Genomic DNA, 23,554 nt, shown 5'->3' on the forward strand with positions numbered 1-23,554 from the left:
ATTTTATTCAATATCATTTAGCTTTCTTAAATTCTGTTAAACATCTAAAAATAAAACCTGATTGTTAATAAATAATCATTGATTACAAATATAAAATCTTATTAAATTCCTATTTTTAAAAACTCATTTTTCACCTAACATTCTAGCACATGTTTTTAATATTTGACACAGAAACCACTGGTTTACCAAAAAATTGGAATGCACCAATTACTGATACAGAAAATTGGCCAAGATGTGTTCAAATTGCTTGGCAATTGCATAATGAATATGGTGAATTAATTGAGCAACAAGACTTTTTGATTCAACCTGAAGATTATAATATTCCGTATGATGCTGAGCAAATACATGGAATTTCAACTGAACTTGCTGAAAGTAAAGGTGAACGTTTAGAAAAAGTATTACATCTTTTTAATAAAGCGCTCTCTAAATCAAAATTTGTTGTTGGTCAAAATGTAAATTTTGACCTTAACGTAATGGGCTGTGAATATGTTAGAAAAGAATTGGAAACTACCCTGTTAGAATTACCAATTTTAGACACTTGTACAGAAACAACCGCTGCTCTTTGTCAAATTCCTGGAGGTAGAGGAGGTAAATTTAAACTACCTACACTTACCGAATTGCATGAACACCTTTTTAATGAACCTTTTGCTGAAGCCCACAATGCTACAGCTGATGTTGAAGCAACTACTCGTTGTTTTTTAGAATTGATTAGACAGCGTGTTTATACCCAAGAAGAATTAGATGTTCCTTCAGATTATTTTGAAAACTTTAATGCTAAAAATCCAACAACAATCAATGTTATTGGCTTAAAACATCTAAACTTAAAAAAAGAAAGTAAAAAGTTAAAAACCAAGACAGAAACTAAGGTTGACCTTTCATCTCATTCTAAAGATGTTATAAAAGATTTTAAAGAGGCTTCCTTTTCACATTTGCACTGTCATTCACAATTTTCTGTTTTACAATCTACTTCCAGCATCAGCAATTTAATAAATTCTGCTGTAAAGTACCATATGCCTGCTGTTGCTTTAACTGATAGCGGTAATATGATGGGCGCTTTTAACTTTATTAAAGAAGCTCTTTCTTACAATTCTTCTGCTAAAAAGTTTAATGATGATTTAGAAGAAGGACAACATCCTAAACAATTATTAACCCCCATTTTAGGATGTGAATTCAATGTTTGTGAAAATCATTTAGACAAAACTAGAAAAGACAATGGATATCAAATAGTCATCCTAGCAAAAAATAAAAACGGCTATCATAATTTAGCTAAAATGTCCTCCATTTCTCATACTCAAGGATTTTACTACGTACCTAGAATTGATAAAAAAATTATTGAGCAATACAAAGAAGACTTAATAGTACTTTCAGGAAATTTATATGGAGAGATTCCAAGCAAGATTTTAAATGTTGGTGAAAATCAGGCTGAAGAAGCATTGCTGTGGTGGAAAGAACAATTTGGAGATGATTTCTATTTAGAAATTATGCGCCATAACCAAGAAAATGAAGATCATGTTAATACCGTATTAATTGAATTTTCTAAAAAACACAACGTAAAATTAATTGCCACCAATAATACTTTTTACACTTCTAAAGATGAGTCTGAAGCACATGATATTTTATTATGTGTAAAAGACGGCGAAAAAATTGCCACCCCAAAAGGAAAAGGAAGAGGATACCGATTTGGTCTTCCAAATAGTGAATACTACTTTAAAAATCAACAACAAATGAAAGACTTGTTTGTTGATGTTCCTGAAGCAATTACCAATATTGAGGAAATTGTTAGTAAAATTGAAACCTATACACTCGCTAGAGATGTATTATTACCAAAATTTGATATTCCTCAACAATTTATTGATCCGCAAGATGAAATTGATGGAGGTGTTCGTGGGGAAAATGCCTATTTAAAACACCTAACTTTTGAAGGCGCTAAAAAAAGATATGGTGCTAATTTTGATAAAGACATTAAAGAACGTTTAGATTTTGAACTTTCCATTATTGAAAAAACAGGTTACCCTGGTTATTTTTTAATCGTTTGGGATTTTATTTTAGAAGCTCGAAAAATGGGAGTTTCTGTGGGACCTGGTCGTGGCTCAGCAGCTGGCTCTGCTGTTGCTTACTGTCTTTGGATTACTAATATTGATCCAATTAAATACGACCTACTTTTTGAGCGTTTCTTAAACCCAGATCGTGTATCACTTCCCGATATTGATATTGATTTTGATGATGAAGGTAGACAAAAGGTGATAGATTTTGTGATAGAAAAGTACGGAGCCAGCCAAGTTGCTCAAATTATTACCTATGGTACTATGGCAGCAAAATCTTCGGTAAGAGATACCGCAAGGGCCTTAGATTTACCTTTACACGAAGCCGATAGAATTGCAAAACTAATCCCAGGTGTAAAACTACAAAACATTTTTGGCGAAGATGAAAAAAGTAAGAACAAAATTAAAGGATTGCGCTCTGAAGAGTTTGAAAATGTTCAAGAACTTAAACGAATTGCAGAAGGCGATGATTTAGAAGGTCAAACATTAACCCAAGCTTGTGCCTTAGAAGGTTCTGTTAGAAATACTGGAATTCACGCCTGTGGGGTTATCATTACTCCTGAAGAAATTACCAACTTAATACCTATTGCAACTGCTAAAGATTCAGACATGTATGTTACCCAGTTCGACAACAACGTTGTTGAAAGTGCTGGTTTACTTAAAATGGATTTTTTAGGACTAAAAACATTAACCCTAATTAAAGATACCGTTAAAATTGTAAAAGCAATTCATGGGGTAGAATTGATACCTGATGAATTTCCTTTAGACGATCAAAAAACCTACGAGCTGTTTCAAAAAGGTGAAACCATTGGTGTTTTTCAATACGAATCTGTTGGAATGCAAAAACACATGAAATCGTTAAAACCAACCGAGTTTGCCGATTTAATTGCTATGAACGCTTTGTACAGACCTGGACCAATGGAATATATTCCTTCCTTTATTGATAGAAAACATGGTAGAGAAGAAATTACCTACGATTTGCCTGACATGGAAGAATATCTCAAGGAAACTTATGGGATTACCGTTTATCAAGAACAGGTTATGTTACTTTCTCAAAAGTTGGCAAACTTTACCAAAGGTGAAGCAGACATGCTGCGTAAGGCTATGGGTAAAAAAATATTTGCGCTGCTTGAAAAACTAAAACCTAAATTTATTGAAGGTGGTAAAAAAAACAACCATCCTGAAGAAGTTTTAGAAAAGATTTGGAAAGATTGGGAAGCCTTTGCTGCTTATGCTTTTAATAAATCGCATTCTACTTGCTATGCCTATATAGCTTACCAAACAGCTTATTTAAAAGCACATTACCCAGCAGAATACATGGCGTCAGTATTATCTAATAATATGAACGACATTAAACAAGTTACTTTCTTTATGGAAGAGTGTAAACGTGCTGGAATTCCTGTTTTAGGACCTGATGTAAACGAATCATTTTACAAATTTGGTGTCAATAAAGAAGGTGCAATACGCTTTGGTATGGGAGCCATAAAAGGAGTTGGTGCAGCAGCCGTAGATGCTATTGTTGAAGAACGCAAAAAGAATGGTTCATATACTTCAATTTTTGACTTAACAAAACGAGTAGATTTAAGAGCCGCAAATAAAAAAGCATTTGATGGATTAGCTATGGCTGGTGGATTTGATTCTTTTAAAAATGTTCATCGTGCTCAATATTATCAATTGGATGAAAAAGGCGTAACTTTTATTGAACGTGCAATTAGATATGGCAATAAATATCAAGAAAATAAAAATTCTGCACAAGTATCTCTATTTGGTGAGGCTTCAGAAATTCAATTTCCAGAACCAGAAATTCCACAAGCAGAAAAATGGGGAGTCATGGAAGAACTTTCTAAAGAAAAAGAACTCGTTGGTATTTATATTTCTGGTCATCCTTTAGATGATTTTAAAAATGAAATTAAATATTTCTGCAATTGCTCAGTAAGTATTTTTAAAGAAGATTTATCAAAATACGTTGGATCAAATTTAACATTTTCAGGTATTTTAACAGATGTACAACACCGAATTTCTCAAAACGGCAACGAATGGGCTTCTTTTGTGGTACAAGACTTTGATGACAGTTTTGAATTTAGAATTTTTAAAGAAGACTATTTAAATTTTAAACCCTTTTTAACTGAAAATTCATTTAGACAAATTAAAGTAAATATCTCTCCAGGATGGAGAAACAAAGAGGGCAAAATTGGAGAACCAAGAATAAAATTTACCGATATTAAAATTCTTCAAGATGTATTGGAAAAACAATCTAAAAAATTATTACTACAGCTTAATATTCAAGAGTTGAACAATACAAGAATTGAAGGGTTACAACAAATCATTAAAAAAAATGAAGGAACCGTTCCACTTGATTTTTTAGTCTTTGACCTTAAAGAAAAAATTAAAGTTAATTTGCGAAGCCGATCAGCCAAAGTAAAAATTACCAATCAATTTTTAAAAGAATTAGAGGAAAAGGAAGTTCTTTTTAAATTGAGTTAGTTAAGAGGTTAATTCTCTAAATAAACTTTCTAAATTTCTATTTCGAGTATTTAATTGTACAATTTTCAATCCATGTTCTTGAGCAAAATCAAATATGGTGGCTCCCATATCTTTTTTAGTATCAAAAATTAGTTGCCAAGTAGTATCATGTAAATTGTTAACTTCTATTATAAAAGGTATTTTTTCAATAAATTGTTTTTCAATTTTAAAATCAAAAGAAACTTCCACTATTTGATGACTACTTTCTTTTAATTCATTAAGCTTTTTATCGGCTACTATTTCCCCTTTATTTAATAAAACTACCCGATCACAAATAGCTTCAACTTCTTGCATAATGTGAGTTGAAAACAACACTGTTTTATTTTTACCTACTTCTTTAATTAAATTTCTAATTTCAATTAATTGATTAGGATCTAAACCTGTTGTGGGTTCATCTAAAATTAAAACCTCTGGATTATGTAATAAAGCTGCCGCTAAACCAACACGCTGTTTGTATCCTTTAGAAAGTTGATTTATTTTTTTATGTGCTTCAGGAAACAAACCTACTTTTTCAATAATTTTAGACACTTCATTTTTAGAAACCTGATGAATTTCTGCATTAAAAAATAAGTATTCTTTTACAAACATATCCAAATAAAGAGGATTGTGTTCAGGCAAATATCCAATACTTTTTTGCGCTTTAATCTTATCCGAAACAATATTGAATCCATTTACTAAAACTTCTCCTTCAAAAGAATTGATATAACCAGTTATTATTTTCATTAAAGTAGATTTACCAGCTCCATTTGGACCTAAAAAACCAATTATTTCACCTCTTTTAATAGAAAAACTAACATTATTTAATGCTTTTTGATCTTTATAAAACTTGGTTATATTTTTAACTTCGATAGACATTTAACAAAAATACATTTTAATTACAATTAGTTGTTACAAATTAACGTTGTATGCGTCATATAATTTTAAGAACTTTGAAAAAAAATAATTATGGGTTGTTTAAGAGTATTACTTTGTATTATTTTCCCTCCTCTAGCAGTAGTTGACAAAGGTTGTGGCTCTGTTGTTATTGTTTTTATTTTAACATGTTTAGGATGGATCCCTGGCGTTATTGCCGCCCTAATTATTAATAACAATCCAAATAATTAATGCAAAAAGTTATATTACAAGATTTAGGTTTAAAAGATTATAAAGAAACTTGGGACTATCAAGAAAAGCTTTTTCAAGGTATAATTGATTTAAAAATTGACAATAGGAGAAACGATACCAACCATAAAACTCCTAATTACTTTTTATTTGTGGAACACCCACATGTGTACACGCTAGGTAAGAGCGGCGATATGAGTAACTTGTTATTAAACGAAGAGCAACTTAGTAAAAAAGGAGCTACATTTTATAAAATTAATCGTGGTGGAGACATTACTTATCATGGCCCTGGACAAATTGTGGGCTACCCTATTTTAGATTTAGATAATTTTTTTACTGATATCCATAAATACCTGCGTTTTTTAGAAGAAGTTATTATTAAAACCTTAGCTGAATACGGTATTCAAAGTGAGCGAAGTGAAGGAGAAACTGGGGTTTGGCTAGATGTTGGAACGCCATTTGCTCGTAAAATTTGTGCAATGGGAGTTAGAACTAGTCGTTGGGTTACAATGCACGGTTTTGCATTAAATGTAAACACTAATTTGGGGTATTTTGACAATATAATTCCATGTGGAATTAAAGGAAAAGCTGTTACTTCTATTGAGGCAGAATTGAATAAAAAATTACCTTTAGAAGAAGTGAAAACAAAAATTTTAAAAAACTTTAAAGAATTATTTGAGGTAGAATTTATTTAATCTTCTTCATTAAAATAAACTTTATAAAATTTCATTTTTTTCTCTTCATCATACCCTTTTTCTAAATATTCGCTAGAAGCATCTGGTGCATCAATGTCTAGTTTTATTTGAATATTGGTATCTAATTTTATTTCCGTTTTTATTTTTTGCTTTTGTTTTTTTAAAACAATATCAGAAATTGCAAATTGATTTCTTACCAAAACATCATTTATCTCTTCAAACTTTTTCTTGTAGTCATCAAACAATGCTTTTTGGTTGTCATCTTCTTCAAAAACCTCCTCTTTAAAATCATGAATATTTACATCTTCATTTTCTTTAAAAAAGTCGACTGTTTTAGCTAAGAACTTACTTTTTTCGTGCACTCCAAAATCTTCTTTGATAACTTCATCTGAGAAATCTTTACACATTTCAATGTAATTTTGTGTATGTTGATTGTTATCATCGGCATATTTTACATTCAAAAAATTTTTAATCCAATATTGTGCATCGTAATTATTATTATCTACACTTAAAACAACTCTTCCTTCAGTATCTGAAGAATTGATAATTAAACACCCTTTATCTAGTCTTTTAGTACTAATTCCTTTTTGAACAAAAACATCCAAACTTCCCTTTTCCATAAATGTTTGAAAAAAATCTATCTTATTTTCAATTTTAAAAATACCTAAAGCTTGTGTAACAACATCTTTATACTCAACATCTTCAAAAAGAGCAATAATTACATCTCCTGTTTTAATTTGTGCAGAGTTAGATTGTTCAAATAAATGGTTTACAATATGCTTTGAAATTTCTACAAAAGAACTTTCATCTTTAAAAATTTCAGTAGAATAGTTATTGATTTCATTCAGCTCAATATTAGCATGATGATTAAAACGATAACTTTCTGCAATATTTCCAAAAGGTTTTAATAAAAAAGGTTTCATTAATTCGTAACTTTCTTCATCAAATGTGATAACATCTTCTGAAAAAACATTGGTAGCACTGTTAAATTTGTTACCAACTTTATGAATTATAAATTTTGTTATTGAAGTTCTAGTTCGTTTTATCATTTTTGCATTTTTAAAGTAGGCAAATGTAAAATTTTAATAGCACTTTTAAAGAAATTACAATGCTAATTTTAGCTGCTCTGGCAATAATCTGAATGATTTTCTATGGTATTTTGAAACCCCAAACTCTCTAATTGCGTTACGATGTTCTTTGGTTGGATAGCCTTTATTTTTACCCCAACTATATTGAGGAAATTCGAGATTTATTTTTTGCATAAACTCATCTCTATACGTTTTTGCCAAAACAGAAGCTGCTGCAATACTCATATATTTGGCATCACCTTTAACTACCGTTTGATGAGGTATATTTTTATAAGGCTTAAATTTATTTCCATCAACAATAATATGTTGTGGTAAAGTTGTTAATTTTTCAATGGATTTATGCATTGCTAAAATTGAAGCCTGAAGGATATTTATTTCATCTATCTTTTTTTCATTTATAAATGCTACGCCAAAATCTAAAGCATGTTGCTCAATAAAAGGTCTTAACAATTCGCGTTGTTTTTCTGTTAGCTGTTTTGAGTCGTTTAACAATGGATGTTTAAAATTAGTTGGTAAAATAACTGCTGCTGCAACAACAGGACCAGCCAAACAACCTCTACCAGCTTCATCGGTACCAACCTCAATAGAATTTTTTAAGTAATATTTTTTCAATCCCATACCTTAAAATAAAAAACCAAAATTAATAAAAGTTATCCTTGCAATTTACTATTATTATTTTCGTTCAAATAATTTACCTTTGCTACTTTATGTATGATATGAAAAAATTATTTTTAATACTATTATTAGGGCTTTCTTTTTTGAGTGTTTCAGCACAAATAGTTAGACCTGACAAGAACAATGGTTTATTTAAAAGTGACAGCACTAAATTTAAAGATGAAGTTAAAATTAAATTGAGTGGAGAAACGTCTTATAAAGATTATAAGATTTTTAACATTAACAATGATACAACTGTTGTTGATACTACATTAACCTTAAATAAAGATTTTAAATTTAATTACTTACGTAAAGATAATTTTGAATTATTACCATTTCACAATCAAGGACAAACCTATAATAAATTGGGTTATAATTTTCAAAACAATTCTATTTTTCCTCAAATTGGAATGAATGCCAAACAATTTAATTATTATAAGGCTGAAGATATTAAATACTATTATGTACCTACACCAACTACTGAATTAATGTACCGTACGGGTTTAGAACAAGGACAAGTTTTAGACGCTTTAATTACCATGAATACTTCTCGGCAATTGAATTTTTCTTTAGCTTACAAAGGTTTAAGATCTTTAGGAAAATATAGAAACACTCTAGCAAGTCATGGAAATTTTAGAGCTACATTTAATTACCATTCTATCCATAAAAACTATTATTTAAAAGGTCATTTTTCGTCTCATGACTTATTAAACAATGAAAATGGAGGATTAACAGAAGAATCTATTGATTATTTTGAAAATAACGATCCAAATTATATTGATAGAGGAAGGCTTGAAGTTAACTTTACCGAAGGTGAAAATTTATTTGAAGGTAAACGCTATTTTATTGATCAATCTTTGATCATCGTTTCAAATCAAGAAAAACCCAAGAAAAAGAAAAGAAAAAAGAAAGGCGAAAAATCTGAAATAGAAGGTTTAAAAATTGATTCATTAGCAACCATAGATTCTACTTTAGTAGCTAAACCATCAATTGAAAAAGATTCAATTATTGCAAGTAAAGAAATTTTAAAAACAGAAGCTTTAGTTAAAAAAGATACGTTAACAAATATTATTATAGCTCAAACTGATTCGCTAACAAAAACTGAAACCATACAAGATTCAATAAAAATTGTTAAAAAAATAAAAAAACCTCTTTTTAACGTAAAAATTGGACATAGCCTACTGTATGAAACTACACATTATAGGTTTAAACAAGAAACCTCTACTGATTATTTTGGAGATTCCTACACAAACGCTATTATAGACCATACCTCTTATCAAAAAATGAATAATGAATTGTATTTAGAATTAAATACAAGCGCTGTAGGTAAACTAAAAGCCAAGGCAAACTACTTTAATTATAACTACCACTATAATAGTATTTTATATTTTAATGATTATACTATTTCAGATAAATTAAAAGGTAATAGTGTTGCTGTTGGGGCGGAATGGAAAACACATTATGGCAAGTTTCATTTAAATGCAGATGCTACCTCAATAATTTCGGGAGATTTAAACGGAAATTCTATAAAAGCAGCGGTAATGTTTAAAAAAGATAGTGTTTATAATTTTAAAGGATTTGCTGAAATCACTTCAAAAACTCCTCAGCTTAATACACTGTTATATCAAAGTGATTATAAAAATTATAACTGGCAAAATAATTTTAAAAATGAAGAAATTAAAAATGTTGGAGCCGAATTTAAAATTAATAAATACGGAAGCGTTTTTGCAAGTTACAACTTAATTGATAACTACACTTATTTTGATGAAAATTCAAAACCGACACAAGCATCAGAAACCCTAAATTATCTTAAAGTAAAGGTCAATCAATATTTTACATTTAGAAAATTTACCATAGATAATACAGTAATGTACCAAAAAGTTTCAAAAGGAGATTCGTTTTTTAGAGTTCCAGAATTGGTAACTAGAAACACCTTATATTACTCAAATTACTTATTTAAAAAGAAACCTTTATACCTGCAAACAGGAGTTACTTTTAAATATTTCACAGCATTTAAATCAAATGCCTACAATCCGTTAATTAGCGAATTTGTTTTACAAAACGAAACAGAGATAGGTAATTATCCTATATTAGATTTCTTTGTAAATGCTCAAGTGCAAAGAACAAGAATCTTTTTAAAGGTTGAAAACTTAAATGCTAGTTTTACTGGAAGAAATTATTATTCAGCTCCTAATTATCCGTATAGAGATTTAACAGTTCGATTTGGCTTGGTTTGGAACTTCTTTATTTAGTAATTAATTGCTTAATTTTTATTCTGAAAGCAGCAAAAATTAAGGTTGTTATTGGGCTTAACCAATTAAATACTGCATAAAAAGCGTAATCAATCACTGGAACACCTAAAACTCCACTTTGATAAGCTCCACAAGTATTCCAAGGAACTAGAACTGAAGTAACAGTTCCTGAATCTTCTAAGGTTCTACTTAAATTTTCAGGAGCCAAACCTTTATCTTTATAAGCTTTTGCATACATTTTACCAGGTACTACTATTGCTAAATATTGATCTGAAGCTGTTGCATTTAACGTAACACAGCTAAAAACAGTACTTGCAAATAAACCAAATATGGAGTCAAACATATTTAAAATAGCACTACTAATTCTAGCCAAAGCTCCAATGGCATCCATAATACCGCCAAAGACCATAGCACAAATAATTAGCCAAATAGTATTTAACATTCCTCGCATACCACCTGCACTAAATAAATCATTTAATTCAGCACTTGTAGTTTCCACAGCTGAATCCACAGTTATTGCATTCATTACCCCCTTATAACCTGAAATAAACGTTAATGAATCTGCTCCAGCTACTTTAGCAACAATTGAAGGCTGCGCAATTAAAGCCGCAACAGCTCCTAATAGGGTACCAATTAGTAATGCAATTAATGGAGGTGTTTTTTTTACAATTAAAAAAATAACAGCTAAAGGAACTATAAACAACCAAGGACTTATATTAAAAGCCGCATCAATTGCCATTAATTTATCAGAAATATCAGCAGATCCTGTGGTTGTAATATTTAAACCAATAATAATAAAAACTACCAACGTAACTACAATAGATGGAATGGTTGTATACGCCATATATTTGATATGATCGAATAGTTCTGCACCAGCCATAGCAGGTGCTAAATTTGTAGTATCTGAAAGTGGCGACATTTTATCTCCAAAATAGGCTCCTGAAAGTACTGCTCCAGCAGTCATCCCTAAAGATACTCCCAAGGTTTCACCAATACCAATTAATGCAATACCTACCGTTGCTGAAGTTGTCCAAGAACTACCTGTAGCAACAGATATAATTGCACAAATAATAACGCAAGCCGCCAAAAATATGGTTGGATTTAAAATTTGTAAGCCATAGTAAATCATTGTAGGTATAATACCACTTATTAACCAAGTACCTGCTAAAGCACCAACCATAAGTAAAATTAAAATTGCTCCAGTAGTAGATTTTACATTTTCGGCTACTTCCTCTATCATTCGTTTATAAGAAACCTTATTTGCAAATCCTACAATTGCTGCAACTGCAGCTCCTAATAGTAAAACAAACTGATTACTTCCACTTAAAGCATCATCACCATACACAAAAAAAACATTAAAAAATAACATAGATACCAATGCAAAAATTGGAATTAATGCTTCCCAAATATTTAACTCTTTATTTTCAATTATTTTTTGTTCGTCAAAATCTATTTCCGTTAAATTATTGGTTTCTTTCATTTGGTTGATTTAAGTTTTATACCTTATTATCTTTATTTTTTCATTTAATATTACTTAAAATAAATAATTGAACTTCGGTATAGTTTTAAGGATTGTAATAATACGTAAAATTAGAAGCTTTTGCAAATGAAAAGCCTAGCTCAAATTTGAGCTAGGCTTTTCATTTGTTTTAGCGTAAAACCTATAGTACGCCAACTTGTTTCATACATTTTCTCATAGCTCTATAAGTACGTTCTATGTCATTATCCAAACCTATAGAAAATCGGATAATTCCATTTGATAATCCCATTTCTTTTTGTTCTTCTTCAGGTATTTCAGAAGAAGTACTAGTTCCTGGTGCGCTAAATAATGTTTTATAAAAACCTAAGCTTACTGCTAAATAGCCTAGGTTATCATGTTGCATAAGCTCCATTAACTCATTTGCTTTTTCTAAAGTGCCAACATCTATAGTCATAATTCCTCCAAAACCGTATTCTTTATTATACATTGTTTTAAACAACTCGTGGTCTTTATGACTTTTTAATCCTGGATACACAACTTTCAGTCCATCCTTTTCAAAATGTTCTGCTAAATACAATGCGTTTTCACTATGTTTTTTTATTCTTATATGCAGTGTTCTCAAGTTTTTTAGTACACTTGCAGCTCTTAAACTATCCATTACAGGTCCTAATAACATTGCAGCTCCGTCATTTACATTTCGTAAACTATTGATAAACTCTTGTGTGCCACATACCACACCTCCAACTGTATCATTTGTTCCATTTATGAATTTTGTTAAACTATGAACTGTAACATCTGCACCTAATTTTTGTGGGGAAATAATTAGCGGTGAAAATGTATTATCTACCACAAGCAATATATTATGCTTTTTAGCTATTTTAGACAATTCTGAAATATTAGCAACTTCTAATAAAGGATTGCTAATCGCTTCACAGTAAATCATTTTTGTTGACGAGGTAATTGCTGCCTCCACCTTTTCTAAAGAAGTAATATCAACAAAAGATGTTGTTATATTTAACTTTGGAGCAAAGTTTTTAAGAAATGCATATGAACCTCCATAAATAGTTCTACTTGAAACAATATGATCTCCTGCTCCACAAACTTGTAAAAAAACAGAAGTTATAGCACCCATTCCTGAAGCTGCCACATTAGCTGTTTCAGTAAATTCCATCGCTGCCAAAGCTTCGCTTAAATATAAATTACTTGGGCTTGTATGACGCGAATATAAATAACAACCTTCTGCATGACCTTCAAAAGTATCTAACATGGTTTTGGCATGTAAAAAGGTATAGGTTGCTGAATCTGAAATAGAAGGATTTACGCCTCCAAACTCTCCAAAATATTGTAAATCTTGAATATTATTTGCTGGTTTATTGCTCATGATTATTTAATTTATTTTATAAAATTAAAACATACCAACTTAATAAACTGCAAATTATATTAATATTAGATTAATTTACTGTAAAAATTAATATTTTTAGAAATATTTGCTTTTTAAAGCAAATATTTTAATTATTTTTAGCAAAAATTACTGATTATGACCCATTTAGATGACTTAGATAAAAAAATATTAAACTTACTACAACAAAATTCTAAAGCAAATATTAAAGAAATTGCCCTAAAAATTGGGTTGACACAAACCCCAACTTACGAACGTATAAAAAGGTTAGAGAAAAATGGTTATATTGAAAAATATGTTGCTATTTTAAATAAAGAAAAAATTGGATTTCATGTAGAAGTATTTTGTCAAGTTACTTTATTGGTACATTCTAAAGATTTAATTACAAAATTTGAACTTGCCATTCATAAAATTGATGAAGTAGTTGAATGTTTTCATGTAGCTGGAAATTATGATTATTTATTAAAAATAATAGTGAAAGATATGAATACGTATCAAAACTTTTTAAAAAATAAGCTTTCCGTATTAGACTCTGTGGCTAATGTTCAAAGTACTTTTGTAATGACTTCTACAAAAAAAACGAGTATTTTAAAATTAACATAAAAAAAGTCCAAATTAAAATTTGGACTTTTTTTATGTTCTTCAGATAATTTTATTTTTTTGCAACTATGGTAACTTGCAAGTCAAATTCATCATTTACAAACTTATCTTTAAGATCGTTAAAAAAAGTTTTCGATTTATATTTAACATTAAATTCCGCTCTATTTATTTGAAATGTTTCACTAGTAATAGTTATTGTTTCGTCTGAATTTGAAATAGTAGCAGGAAACTTAATCTCTTTTGTAATTCCTTTGATAGTCATTTCACCAGTAATCCACGTTTTATTGCTTGTGTCATTTGTTGTAACGTTTGAAATTTTAAATGTTGCTGTAGGAAATGTTTCAACTTCAAAAAAATCAGCTGATTTTAAATGTCCTTCTAACCTAGCACTTCCATCTGCATCTTTAATTGAGGTCATATCTGCTGTAAAAACTCCTTCACTTATAAGCCCTCCTGCTTTTATTAAACTTCCAGATTGTAATTTAATTGTTCCTTCATGTGAACCTGTTGGCTTATAACCTTTCCAAGTAATTGTAGAATTCTCAACATCAACATTATATTTTTGAATTGGATTTGTAAATGACATACTTACAAAAGTTACTACCAATAATAAAATCCCTGTTTTTTTCATTTTTTTAGTTTTATTTATAATAATTATTAATAAGCACAATAATACTATATTTTAAAACATTACTACTAAAATAAATCTATTTTAAGGATTTTTTAACGAAATTAAGATTCTTTTTTAAGTACTACTTGCTCTAAATTTTTAGCAATAATCATTTTATAAAACTCTTTCATTTCATCGTAATTTACTACAGGATAGTTTATTGTATTAATTTTAAATTGAGAATTTACATTAATCACATTTCCACTAGTAGAAATATGAAATCTATAAGACCCATAATTATTTGGTAATTTTACATAAATATTCTCTGGAACAGATTCTATAACATAGCCCTCGGGAATTGTAATATTAACCAAAGTTTTAGATGATAGAGTTGTACCGAAATTAATAGGGTATTCTCTCTTTTCTAACTTAAACGGAGATGTTGTTGTAGCTTCAAAAAACAATGGCTTAAAAAATATTTTATTACCTACAACATCTATTGAATTTTCGGAATAAAATTTATAAGTTTCCATCACAGGTTTGTAAGTTTCCTTTTTACCAGACAATTCAAAATCGGAAATTTCTAACCCTCCATTTTTCTCTTCTAATTTCACAACAATATCATCATTATCAATCGCAGCATATTTTTCTCTATAGCTTAGCGCTTGATGGTTTAAGTAATTAGTTCTATTTTGCCCTTCTATAGTACCTTCTTCGTCAATTTCAACTTTTAAAGTAGTTACAATTGTTGCTGGTTTTACAGGGTTTAAATTTACAGTTTCTGAGCTTCCATCATCTCTAATCAACCTACCTTCTCCATTTAAAGCTCTAAAAGGCAAAATATTAGGAGTGCTATATTGTTCTGTAGCATCTAACAACACTAAACCTTCTGGCAATTCAACAGCAGCTATAACATAGTTAAACCCATCAATTGTTGGGAAAAAAGAAATTCCATGGGCTCTTGTACTTAGTATTACTGGATTAGCTTTTAAACCAGCTTTATTTAGCATAGAAACCAAATTTAAATTAATATCAAAAACATTTCCAACAGCTTCTTTATAAGCTTGTCTTGTCCCATTAAATTTAGTAATCCCATTATATTTATTCCACTTAACTTTTTGTTTAACCAATTCAAAAATTCCTATAATTTTTTCTGAATCCGTTTTAGCAGCGGCTAAAATAACAGCTAAATCGTCAGAATAATGATTACTTTTATATATTTCAGAACCAAAATTATAATTGTTATAAATAGTTTTGGTTACATCTTCCCAAGAATGTGAATAATATTTAATAGGTTGTCTTGGCCAATGCAATTCAGAATATTCGTATTGAATCGCAGTTTTATAGTTTTCAATATTATTTACATAAGCTTCTTCAATTAATGCAGGTACATTGGTTACATCATACTTTTCAACATTCGCAAATAAATCAATTTTTGAATAGGTGACATTTGTTTTAAGACCTGCTCCAAATGATCCTACTTCTGATCTGTATTTATTTTTTAATGAAATTTTTATATTTTTTCTTTCTACTTGTGGTACTACTGGAAAATAACCTTTGAACTGCTTTTTATAGATAAAATATTCAGGAATTTCAACTGAAGCATTCATTTTTTTAACTGGAATGCCGTATTGAAATTGCACATCATCTATTCTTTTAAAAGGCGACGTTAATTTATACCTCCATTCAATCACACTTCCTTCTTTAATATTGGGCATTGTAAACTTTTGCTGCGACCAATATTTATTAAGCTCTTCATCAAAAACATCTTTTCTATTCAGCTTTGTTTCTACAATTTTATTTTTTTCTAGGTTATAGGTAATGGCTTTTAAACCACTTATTTTTTCTCTTCCGTTAGAAGAATTGTAGTAACTAATTTTATTAGTTGCCCAATCAAAACCTTCTTTATTGTATATTTTTAATCTTAAAAAAACTTGTGTAATCACATTAAACCCTTCATTAGGAACATATTCAAATGAAGTTTTTCTTTCTTTATATAAAATCGCAGCATTCGCTGAAGAGTCTAATGGGTAAACTTTCTCTTGTAATTCTTCTTTTGAAACTTCTCCAAATTTATAATTTTGAGAACTTAAAGTACTTGTTGTAAAAACCACAAAAAGTATCAATAAAACCTTTTTCATAATGTATTATTTAATTAAAACTATTTTTGAATTATCGTGTTTTTTAATATTTTTTCTAAAATCTCTATACAGTTCATAGTCTTCTTTTTCATATTTACCTTCATTTACTTGAAGCTTTCTTTTATACAGATATGTATTGGAATTTATTTTTTTTATGACAGCTGAATACATTCCAAATTTTGATTTTACTTCAACATCTTGTGGCAGATATTCTACTTTAAAATTTACTGGAAGTTTAATTACAACCTCATCTATATCAAGAAAACCTCTTGATATTTCTACGGGTAATTTTCTATCTCTCACTCTTTTTGGTATACTTGTATTTTTATTAAAGGCATTGATAGAAATTAACATTTGTTGATTTGTTAGCACTCCATAATTAGCCGCAGAAAATTCTATATCCTCCTCATACCTTGCTTCTTCCTTATTATTATTGACTTCTATTTTTGAAATATTCATATTATTAATATTTGAAAAATATTTTTTCACCAATAAATCTAACTCTTTTTGATGCTCTCCATCATATCTAAATAAATGGTTATTATATTGGGTTCCTGAAGCTTCTATTCTAACTTTTGCCTGAATCTCACCCAACTCATTGATTTCAAATGCTCCTTTTGTGAATTGTAAATTATCTTTTGTACTGTATTTTTTTGTTCTTTTTAATACACCACCTTCTGGTTTCACAACAATAACATCTCTATCATCTGTAAAATTAGCGATATAGCCAAAGGGTACTTTTTGATTTGTACACTCTAACCAAATATCATTACCTTCGTTAGGTATATTCAATATTACATGGTTTCCTTGAATACTTGGTGTATTAAAATCCATATCCATTTTATCAAACCCACCGTAAAGCTCTGTAAAATAAGACTCTACACCTACAATATCTAATAACGATTTAGTATAATTAGTTAATGCCTTACAATCTCCATAACCCAATTTATCTACATCACTTGCCAACATTGGTCTTAAACCTCCTATACCAACTTGTACACTTATATACCTAGTTTTATCTTGCACATATTGATAAATAAGTTTAGCTTTTTCAATTGGATCTTCTATGCCTTCAACTAACTTTAAAACTTTTTCTTTAGTTGAAGTTGGAACAACACTTACATTTTTATACAAATTATCATATTCCCACTTCCCTAACTCTTTCCAATTTGAAGCTTCTCCTAAAATCCCTTCAACAAAAAATTGATTTGAAACCACTTTAACATTTGGAAACATTTTTCTTAAAGAGGGAATTAATGGTTCGTACCTTATAGGTTTTACATTCTCAATTTTATAAGTAACCAACTCCTTTTCTTTTGCAACTAAAACATTAAAATTTGTAAAATTACTCTCAATAAAATTGATTGTTAAGTTTGCTGAATGCTTAATTTTAAAAGTACTTAATTGTACACCTGTAAAGAAATTATTAATAGGATACCACCTAGGAATAAAGGCTGTATTAAAAGTTTCAATTTCTGTTTCATAAAATATTGTGTAAGGATAAGAAGTTGGAACATGTTCATAATATAGCATTCTACTATCTGCATACAACGTACCTCCATCTACTTGACTCACATCTTTATACTCTTTATTTTTAACTTTTTTTATTTCATTTCCTAAAGCATCAAAAATTAATATTTTAATATCTTTAATTTTTGTATTGGAATCATAATTAACAGTTACATATTTATTTTTATCTCCCAGTTTATTGAATACAGTTACAGCTTTTTTTGTAGTAACAGTCATCTTTCTTTGCGATTCAATATTTATAGAAAAATTCTCAAACCTTATTACAGAATTTGCATCTTTTTTAAGACTCGATGGTATTTCAGAAATGTTAAAATTATATTCTTGTGAATAGATAAAGTTGGTAAAAAGTAGTATCAAGAATGGGGCTATTCTTAGGTTCTTCATAGCATTAAATTTTTATAAAAAAACAAAAAAAAATCAAATTAAAGCCTGATAAATCTCATTTTTATTATTCTTTTATTTTTGAATCAATAATAATAGTTACAGGACCATCATTTATTAAAGAAACTTTCATATCTGTACCAAATTTACCCGTCCCTACTTTTTTCCCAAATTCAAGTTCAAATTTAGAAATGAATTCTTCATATAATGGGATCGCAATATCTGGCTTTGCCGCTTTAATATACGAAGGTCTATTTCCTTTTTTGGTGCTTGCTTGCAACGTAAATTGGCTAACCAATATGGCCTCTCCATCAACATCTTTTAAAGACTTATTCATTACACCGTTTTCATCATTAAAAACACGGAGGTTTGTAATTTTTTTTGTTAACCAATTAATATCCTCCTGAGTATCTTCTTCAATTATACCAATTAAAATAAGGAGACCTTTTTCAATTTTACTAACAGCTTCTCCATCAATTGTTACTGAAGCTTCTAAAACTCTTTGTATAACTGCTTTCATTTATTAACTATAAATATCTGTTCTATAATTTTCTTCATCTCCTTCAACCATTTGCAAATAACTATTGTATCTAGAACCGCTAATTTCACCTGTTTCTAATGCCGCTTTGATTGCGCATTTTGGTTCGTTAATATGCAAGCAATTGTTAAATTTACATTTAGATTTCAGCTTAAAAAATTCAGGAAAATAGTCGGTAATTTCTTCAGGTTTAAAATCTACCACTCCAAAACCTTTTATACCTGGAGTGTCAATTATAAATCCTCCAAAACTTAGCTGAAACATTTCTGCAAAAGTTGTGGTGTGCATTCCTTGTTTATGCTGCTTTGAAATTTGAGCTGTTTTTAAATCTAAAGAAGGCTCAATGGCATTTATTAAGGTAGATTTTCCAACACCAGAATGCCCTGAGAACATTGTTGTTTTACCTTTCATTAATTCTTTTACCTTATCGATATTAATGTTTTTAGTTGAAGATATTGGAATGCAAGCATAACCAATATCTGAATAAATAGCGTCTAACATTGCTAGTTTTTCTAGCTCTTCGTCATTATAAATATCCAATTTATTAAACAATAAAACCACTGGAATATTGTATGCTTCAGCAGTTGCCAAAAAACGATCTATAAACCCTGTAAAAGTTGGTGGATTATCTATAGTAACTAACAAAAAAGCAATATCTATATTTGCTGCAATGATATGTACTTGTTTGGAAAGATTTACAGATTTACGAATGATGTAATTTTTCCGATCAAAAATTTCATTAATTACTCCTGTTTCTTTTCCTTCTTCAAACTCAAAATTTACATGGTCTCCAACCGCCACAGGATTGGTGCTTTTAATCCCTTTAATTCTAAACTTTCCTTTTAATCTACAATCAATTATACTTCCACCATCAGTAAAAACAGTATACCAACTTCCGGTAGATTTTGTAACAATTCCATTCATAGTTACAAATATACTTGAAAGTATTTATTTTTATTTTGAAATAAGAATTTAAATAACAACTATTCTAAGTATGCTTTTAAAATATGGCATCTGTTTAGATTTTTAAGTCTTCTAATGGATTTTTCTTTGATTTGACGAACTCGTTCACGAGTCAATTTTAAGGTTATTCCAATTTCATCAAGTGTCATAGCTCTTTCTCCTCCTAAGCCAAAATACAACCTTACAATTGAAGCTTCTCTTGGTTTTAGGGTTTTTAAAATTCGTTTGATTTCAACCTTTAAAGACTCATGTAATAATGCCTTATCAGGATTGGGATATTTTCCAATAATTAAAACATCATATAAATTATGAAATTCACCTTCAATTAAAGGTGCGTCTAGTGACAAATGACGTTTTGAGTGCTTTAATGATTTTTTTACTTCTTTTAACGAAATATTTAATTGTTCAGAAATTTCATCTAAAGAGGCTTGCCGTTGATGCTTTTGTTCTAATATTGCAACTGTTTTATTAATTTTATTTAACGAACCTATTTTGTTTAATGGCAGTCTTATAATCCTAGATTGTTCTGCCAAAGCTTGTAAAATTGATTGACGTATCCACCAAACCGCATAAGAAATAAATTTAAACCCACGTGTTTCATCAAATCTTTTAGCTGCTTTTAACAGCCCTAAATTACCTTCATTAATAAGGTCTGGAAGTGTTAAACCTTGATTTTGGTATTGTTTTGCAACCGAAACTACAAAACGTAAATTAGCTTTTACTAATTGATCTACAGCTTTATTATCTCCTAATTTAATTTTTTGCGCTAGTTTCACCTCCTCTTCAGGAGAAATCAAATTTATTTTTGCTATTTCTTGTAAATATTTATCTAATGAGGCAGCCTCTCTAGTTGTAAGCTGTTTCATTATTTTTAGCTGTCTCATAAAATCATAAATTTAGTTGATTTAAAATCTGTTGAAACCAAAAGTTAATATGGGAAAATCAAAATATTAACACAAAAGAAAGGTAATAAGTTCTATAACACAATGAGATTCCTCAATTAAATGATTGATTATAATCAGCTTAAAATCAAACAAAAAGCTTTTTATTTTATCAATAGAAAAAATCTAAAATCAACAATTATTAAGAAAGGTTTAAACTGGGAATTTTACTAAGTTTAAAATTTTACTATATTTAGTAACAAAAATACTTTATTTATAAAAACTCTTAAAAATTACTTGAAAGAGTTCGTTGTACCTAAAAGTATTTACTACTAACTAAATATTTAATATTATGAAACCATTTAAAAATTACAAGAACGCTTATAACTTTGTTATTTTGTCAATTTTCATTTTACCTGTTTTTTTGTTAATTTATTCCTGTAAAACTGACAAAAAACAATCTGAAACGAATATTGAAAAAGAAAAAATTGAAAAAGAAAAAGTAGTAGAAATTTTAACTGAAAATATGGATTTTCAAATGCCAGATACAATTTCTTCTGGCTGGAATACATTTCGTTATAAAAATTCATCTCCTCAAACACACTTTTTTCTTATTGATAAATATCCTGAAGGGAAGACTTCAGAAGATGCTGAAAATTTTATAGCACCTGTATTTGATAATGCTATGAAACTAATAATGGAAGGAAAAACAGAAGAAGGTTATGCTGAGTTTTCAAAACTTCCAGAATGGTTTAATGATGTTATATTTGTTGGTGGATCTGGTCTATTATCACCAAATCAAGTGAGTATTACCAATTTAAATTTAAAGCAAGGCAAATACATTATTGAATGTTATGTAAAAATGGAAAATGGTGTATTTCATACCTCAATGGGTATGACTAAAGATCTTGTTGTAACAAATAATGATTCTGGTTATAAAGAACCTAAAGCTGACATTTCAATTAATATTTCTAGTACAGATGGAATAGTTATTAACGACACCATTAGTTCGGGTAAACATACTTTTTCAGTTTACTTTAAAGATCAAATTGTACATGAAAATTTTGTAGGACATGATATACATCTTGTAAAATTAGAAGAAAACGCAGATATAGATAAGTTAGAGCATTGGATGAATTGGGCTAATCCAGAAGGCTTAATAGAACCTGCCCCATCTCATATTACTTTTTTAGGAGGCGTTAATGATATGCCCGCTGGTAGTATAGGCTATTTTACAGCTACTCTAGAAAAAGGAAAATATGCTCTTATTTCAGAAGTTCCAAATGCTTTAAGTAAAAATATGCTTCAAACCTTTGTAATTTCAGAATAGACATTTGATAATGCTGCAATTTTGAAATATGAGTATACCTTAAAATGATTTTATTTTAAGGTATATTCTTTTTATCTTTAAATTGAAAGACATTAAAAGGAAGTGACTCTCCTTCTATTTTTAACACTACAATACCATGAGAAGGCACTTCCATTTTAATTTGTTCTTTTATTGATCTTGAATATTCTTTTTTTGTCCATAAATCTTTTGTTAAATATCCTTTTGAAGCATCAATTCCTATCGAATTTAAATTAAAAGAAATAGTATCCATTGTATTAGATCTATTTAATAAGCCAACAGCAACATGACCGCTAACTGTAGAAATTAGTGGTTTAGCCCAAACTTCTAATTCACCATAATCAATAATTCTCCTTGCTTGATAAACAAATGAGCTTTGATTAAGCGCAATAATTTCTTCGTTTGTAATTATTTTAATAGTTTTTTCAGACATTTGAGTTAAATCATTTCCCAACAATAAAGGAGAATGCATTAAACACCACATAGAAAAATGAGCTTTATCTTCTTCATAAGTCATCCCTCTACCAATTTGTAACATATCCATATCATTATAATGTCCTTTCGAACTATACATCCACAAATCAGCATTTAAATCAATTATATTTAAAATTGATTTAAAATTATTATCAATATCACCTGAAATTCTCCAAGAATCAGCTATTTGAGACACCCATTTACCTGGAAATTTCCACCTACATATATTATAAATAGCATTTGGTTTTATTGATTTTATAATGTTCCCTATTTCTGTATATCTACTTTGTTCATCAAGTCCTAACCAATCACCACCACACCAATCTATCTTTATAAAATCATAATTCCATTCTTTTAAATATAAATTTAAATCTTGCTTATCATGTCCATAAAGTCCCATACCAACACCAATAGTATCTTTATCCCAGTATGAAGCACAAGTGTTTATACCTGCATCAGAATAGATACCTGCTTTTAACCCTTTTGATTTAATATAACTCGCAAGTGATTTCATCCCATTTGGAAATCTTTTCTTATGGGCTAATACATTTCCATTTTTGTCTCTACCTCCAAAAAACCCATCATCAATATTAATATAAGTATATCCAACATCCTTAAGTCCAGATGTTACCATGGCATCTGCTTGAGATTTTATGATATCTTCACTAATATTTACCCTATAATTATTCCAACTTGCCCATCCCATTATAGGGCTTTCTGAAGGATGATTTTTATTTTCTATTTCTAAATCATTTTCCGAATTAGATTGTTGTTTGTTATTTTTTGTTTCACAAGCAATTAATAAAAAAAATAATAAGATGATAAAATACTTATTCTTCATGTGATTCCTTATT

At 29.2% G+C, this 23,554-nt stretch carries 18 protein-coding genes; 6 read left to right on the forward strand and 12 right to left on the reverse strand.

Annotation, left to right across the window (positions count from 1 at the left end; translation table 11 throughout):
* Window positions 1–149 precede the first annotated feature (149 nt).
* Window positions 150–4,526, forward strand: a complete 4,377-nt coding sequence (dnaE, locus tag ACFQZW_RS11835; protein WP_386783220.1) for a DNA polymerase III subunit alpha — start codon at window positions 150–152, stop codon at window positions 4,524–4,526.
* On the opposite strand, the gene gldA is transcribed toward dnaE, so the two are convergent.
* Window positions 4,527–5,420 carry a gliding motility-associated ABC transporter ATP-binding subunit GldA gene (gldA, locus tag ACFQZW_RS11840; RefSeq protein WP_386783222.1) on the reverse strand — a complete coding sequence of 298 codons (894 nt, stop codon included), beginning with the start codon at window positions 5,418–5,420 and terminating at the stop codon, window positions 4,527–4,529.
* Window positions 5,421–5,510: 90 nt separating this feature from the next.
* Between gldA and ACFQZW_RS11845 the strand changes: the two genes are divergently transcribed.
* Together ACFQZW_RS11845 and lipB are read left to right on the forward strand one after the other, a co-directional pair.
* Entirely contained in the window at window positions 5,511–5,669 is a 159-nt protein-coding gene (locus tag ACFQZW_RS11845; RefSeq protein ID WP_298265580.1) for a YqaE/Pmp3 family membrane protein, read from the forward strand.
* A complete protein-coding gene (gene lipB, locus ACFQZW_RS11850; protein ID WP_298265578.1) occupies window positions 5,669–6,361 on the forward strand; it encodes a lipoyl(octanoyl) transferase LipB in 693 nt (230 codons plus the stop codon). Before ACFQZW_RS11845 ends, lipB begins: the two co-directional genes overlap by 1 nt.
* Here lipB and ACFQZW_RS11855 read toward each other — a convergent pair.
* Window positions 6,358–7,410 carry a nucleoid-associated protein gene (locus tag ACFQZW_RS11855; RefSeq protein WP_386783225.1) on the reverse strand — a complete coding sequence of 351 codons (1,053 nt, stop codon included), beginning with the start codon at window positions 7,408–7,410 and terminating at the stop codon, window positions 6,358–6,360. The two genes, lipB and ACFQZW_RS11855, sit on opposite strands and share 4 nt — an antisense overlap.
* A gap of 54 nt (window positions 7,411–7,464) precedes the next feature.
* Complete coding sequence (locus tag ACFQZW_RS11860) at window positions 7,465–8,067, reverse strand: ribonuclease HII (protein ID WP_298265574.1); 603 nt, start codon at window positions 8,065–8,067, stop codon at window positions 7,465–7,467.
* Between the two features lie 98 nt (window positions 8,068–8,165).
* Here ACFQZW_RS11860 and ACFQZW_RS11865 point away from each other — a divergent pair, with 98 nt between their 5' ends.
* Window positions 8,166–10,355: a putative porin gene (locus tag ACFQZW_RS11865; protein WP_298265572.1), complete on the forward strand. Its 2,190-nt coding sequence runs from the start codon at window positions 8,166–8,168 to the stop codon at window positions 10,353–10,355.
* Here the strand turns inward: ACFQZW_RS11865 and nhaC are convergent.
* Together nhaC and ACFQZW_RS11875 are read right to left on the reverse strand one after the other, a co-directional pair.
* Entirely contained in the window at window positions 10,348–11,835 is a 1,488-nt protein-coding gene (gene nhaC, locus ACFQZW_RS11870; protein ID WP_298265570.1) for a Na+/H+ antiporter NhaC, read from the reverse strand. The genes ACFQZW_RS11865 and nhaC overlap by 8 nt on opposite strands.
* 181 nt (window positions 11,836–12,016) lie before the next feature.
* A complete protein-coding gene (locus ACFQZW_RS11875; RefSeq protein WP_386783229.1) occupies window positions 12,017–13,216 on the reverse strand; it encodes an aminotransferase class I/II-fold pyridoxal phosphate-dependent enzyme in 1,200 nt (399 codons plus the stop codon).
* Window positions 13,217–13,372: 156 nt separating this feature from the next.
* Between ACFQZW_RS11875 and ACFQZW_RS11880 the strand changes: the two genes are divergently transcribed.
* The gene (locus ACFQZW_RS11880) at window positions 13,373–13,837 is read left to right on the forward strand and encodes an Lrp/AsnC family transcriptional regulator (protein ID WP_298265566.1); all 465 of its coding nucleotides are present in this window, start codon (window positions 13,373–13,375) and stop codon (window positions 13,835–13,837) included.
* Window positions 13,838–13,886: 49 nt separating this feature from the next.
* Here the strand turns inward: ACFQZW_RS11880 and ACFQZW_RS11885 are convergent, their stop codons facing one another.
* From ACFQZW_RS11885 to ACFQZW_RS11910, 6 genes are all read right to left on the reverse strand, one after another.
* Window positions 13,887–14,465 (reverse strand): YceI family protein, encoded by a 579-nt coding sequence (locus ACFQZW_RS11885; protein WP_386783232.1) that lies wholly within the window; start codon window positions 14,463–14,465, stop codon window positions 13,887–13,889.
* Between the two features lie 101 nt (window positions 14,466–14,566).
* On the reverse strand, window positions 14,567–16,585 hold the full coding sequence (locus ACFQZW_RS11890; protein WP_386783234.1) for a DUF3857 domain-containing protein: 2,019 nt from the start codon (window positions 16,583–16,585) through the stop codon (window positions 14,567–14,569).
* A 6-nt stretch (window positions 16,586–16,591) separates the two neighbouring features.
* Window positions 16,592–18,499 (reverse strand): DUF3857 domain-containing protein, encoded by a 1,908-nt coding sequence (locus ACFQZW_RS11895; RefSeq protein WP_386783236.1) that lies wholly within the window; start codon window positions 18,497–18,499, stop codon window positions 16,592–16,594.
* A 64-nt stretch (window positions 18,500–18,563) separates the two neighbouring features.
* Complete coding sequence (dtd, locus tag ACFQZW_RS11900) at window positions 18,564–19,016, reverse strand: D-aminoacyl-tRNA deacylase (protein ID WP_386783238.1); 453 nt, start codon at window positions 19,014–19,016, stop codon at window positions 18,564–18,566.
* A 3-nt stretch (window positions 19,017–19,019) separates the two neighbouring features.
* On the reverse strand, window positions 19,020–19,958 hold the full coding sequence (gene rsgA / locus ACFQZW_RS11905) for a ribosome small subunit-dependent GTPase A (protein WP_298265556.1): 939 nt from the start codon (window positions 19,956–19,958) through the stop codon (window positions 19,020–19,022).
* Between the two features lie 59 nt (window positions 19,959–20,017).
* Entirely contained in the window at window positions 20,018–20,881 is an 864-nt protein-coding gene (locus tag ACFQZW_RS11910) for a sigma-70 family RNA polymerase sigma factor (RefSeq protein WP_298265554.1), read from the reverse strand.
* A 349-nt stretch (window positions 20,882–21,230) separates the two neighbouring features.
* On the opposite strand from ACFQZW_RS11910, the gene ACFQZW_RS11915 reads away from it, so the two are divergent.
* Window positions 21,231–22,208, forward strand: coding sequence for a hypothetical protein (locus ACFQZW_RS11915; RefSeq protein ID WP_298265552.1), 978 nt, complete (start codon window positions 21,231–21,233; stop codon window positions 22,206–22,208).
* Window positions 22,209–22,263: 55 nt separating this feature from the next.
* Here the strand turns inward: ACFQZW_RS11915 and ACFQZW_RS11920 are convergent, their stop codons facing one another.
* Entirely contained in the window at window positions 22,264–23,541 is a 1,278-nt protein-coding gene (locus ACFQZW_RS11920; RefSeq protein WP_386783242.1) for a glycoside hydrolase family 27 protein, read from the reverse strand.
* Window positions 23,542–23,554 lie beyond the last annotated feature (13 nt).

It is taken from the genome of Lutibacter aestuarii, from assembly GCF_042676885.1.
Lineage (GTDB): Bacteria > Bacteroidota > Bacteroidia > Flavobacteriales > Flavobacteriaceae > Lutibacter > Lutibacter aestuarii.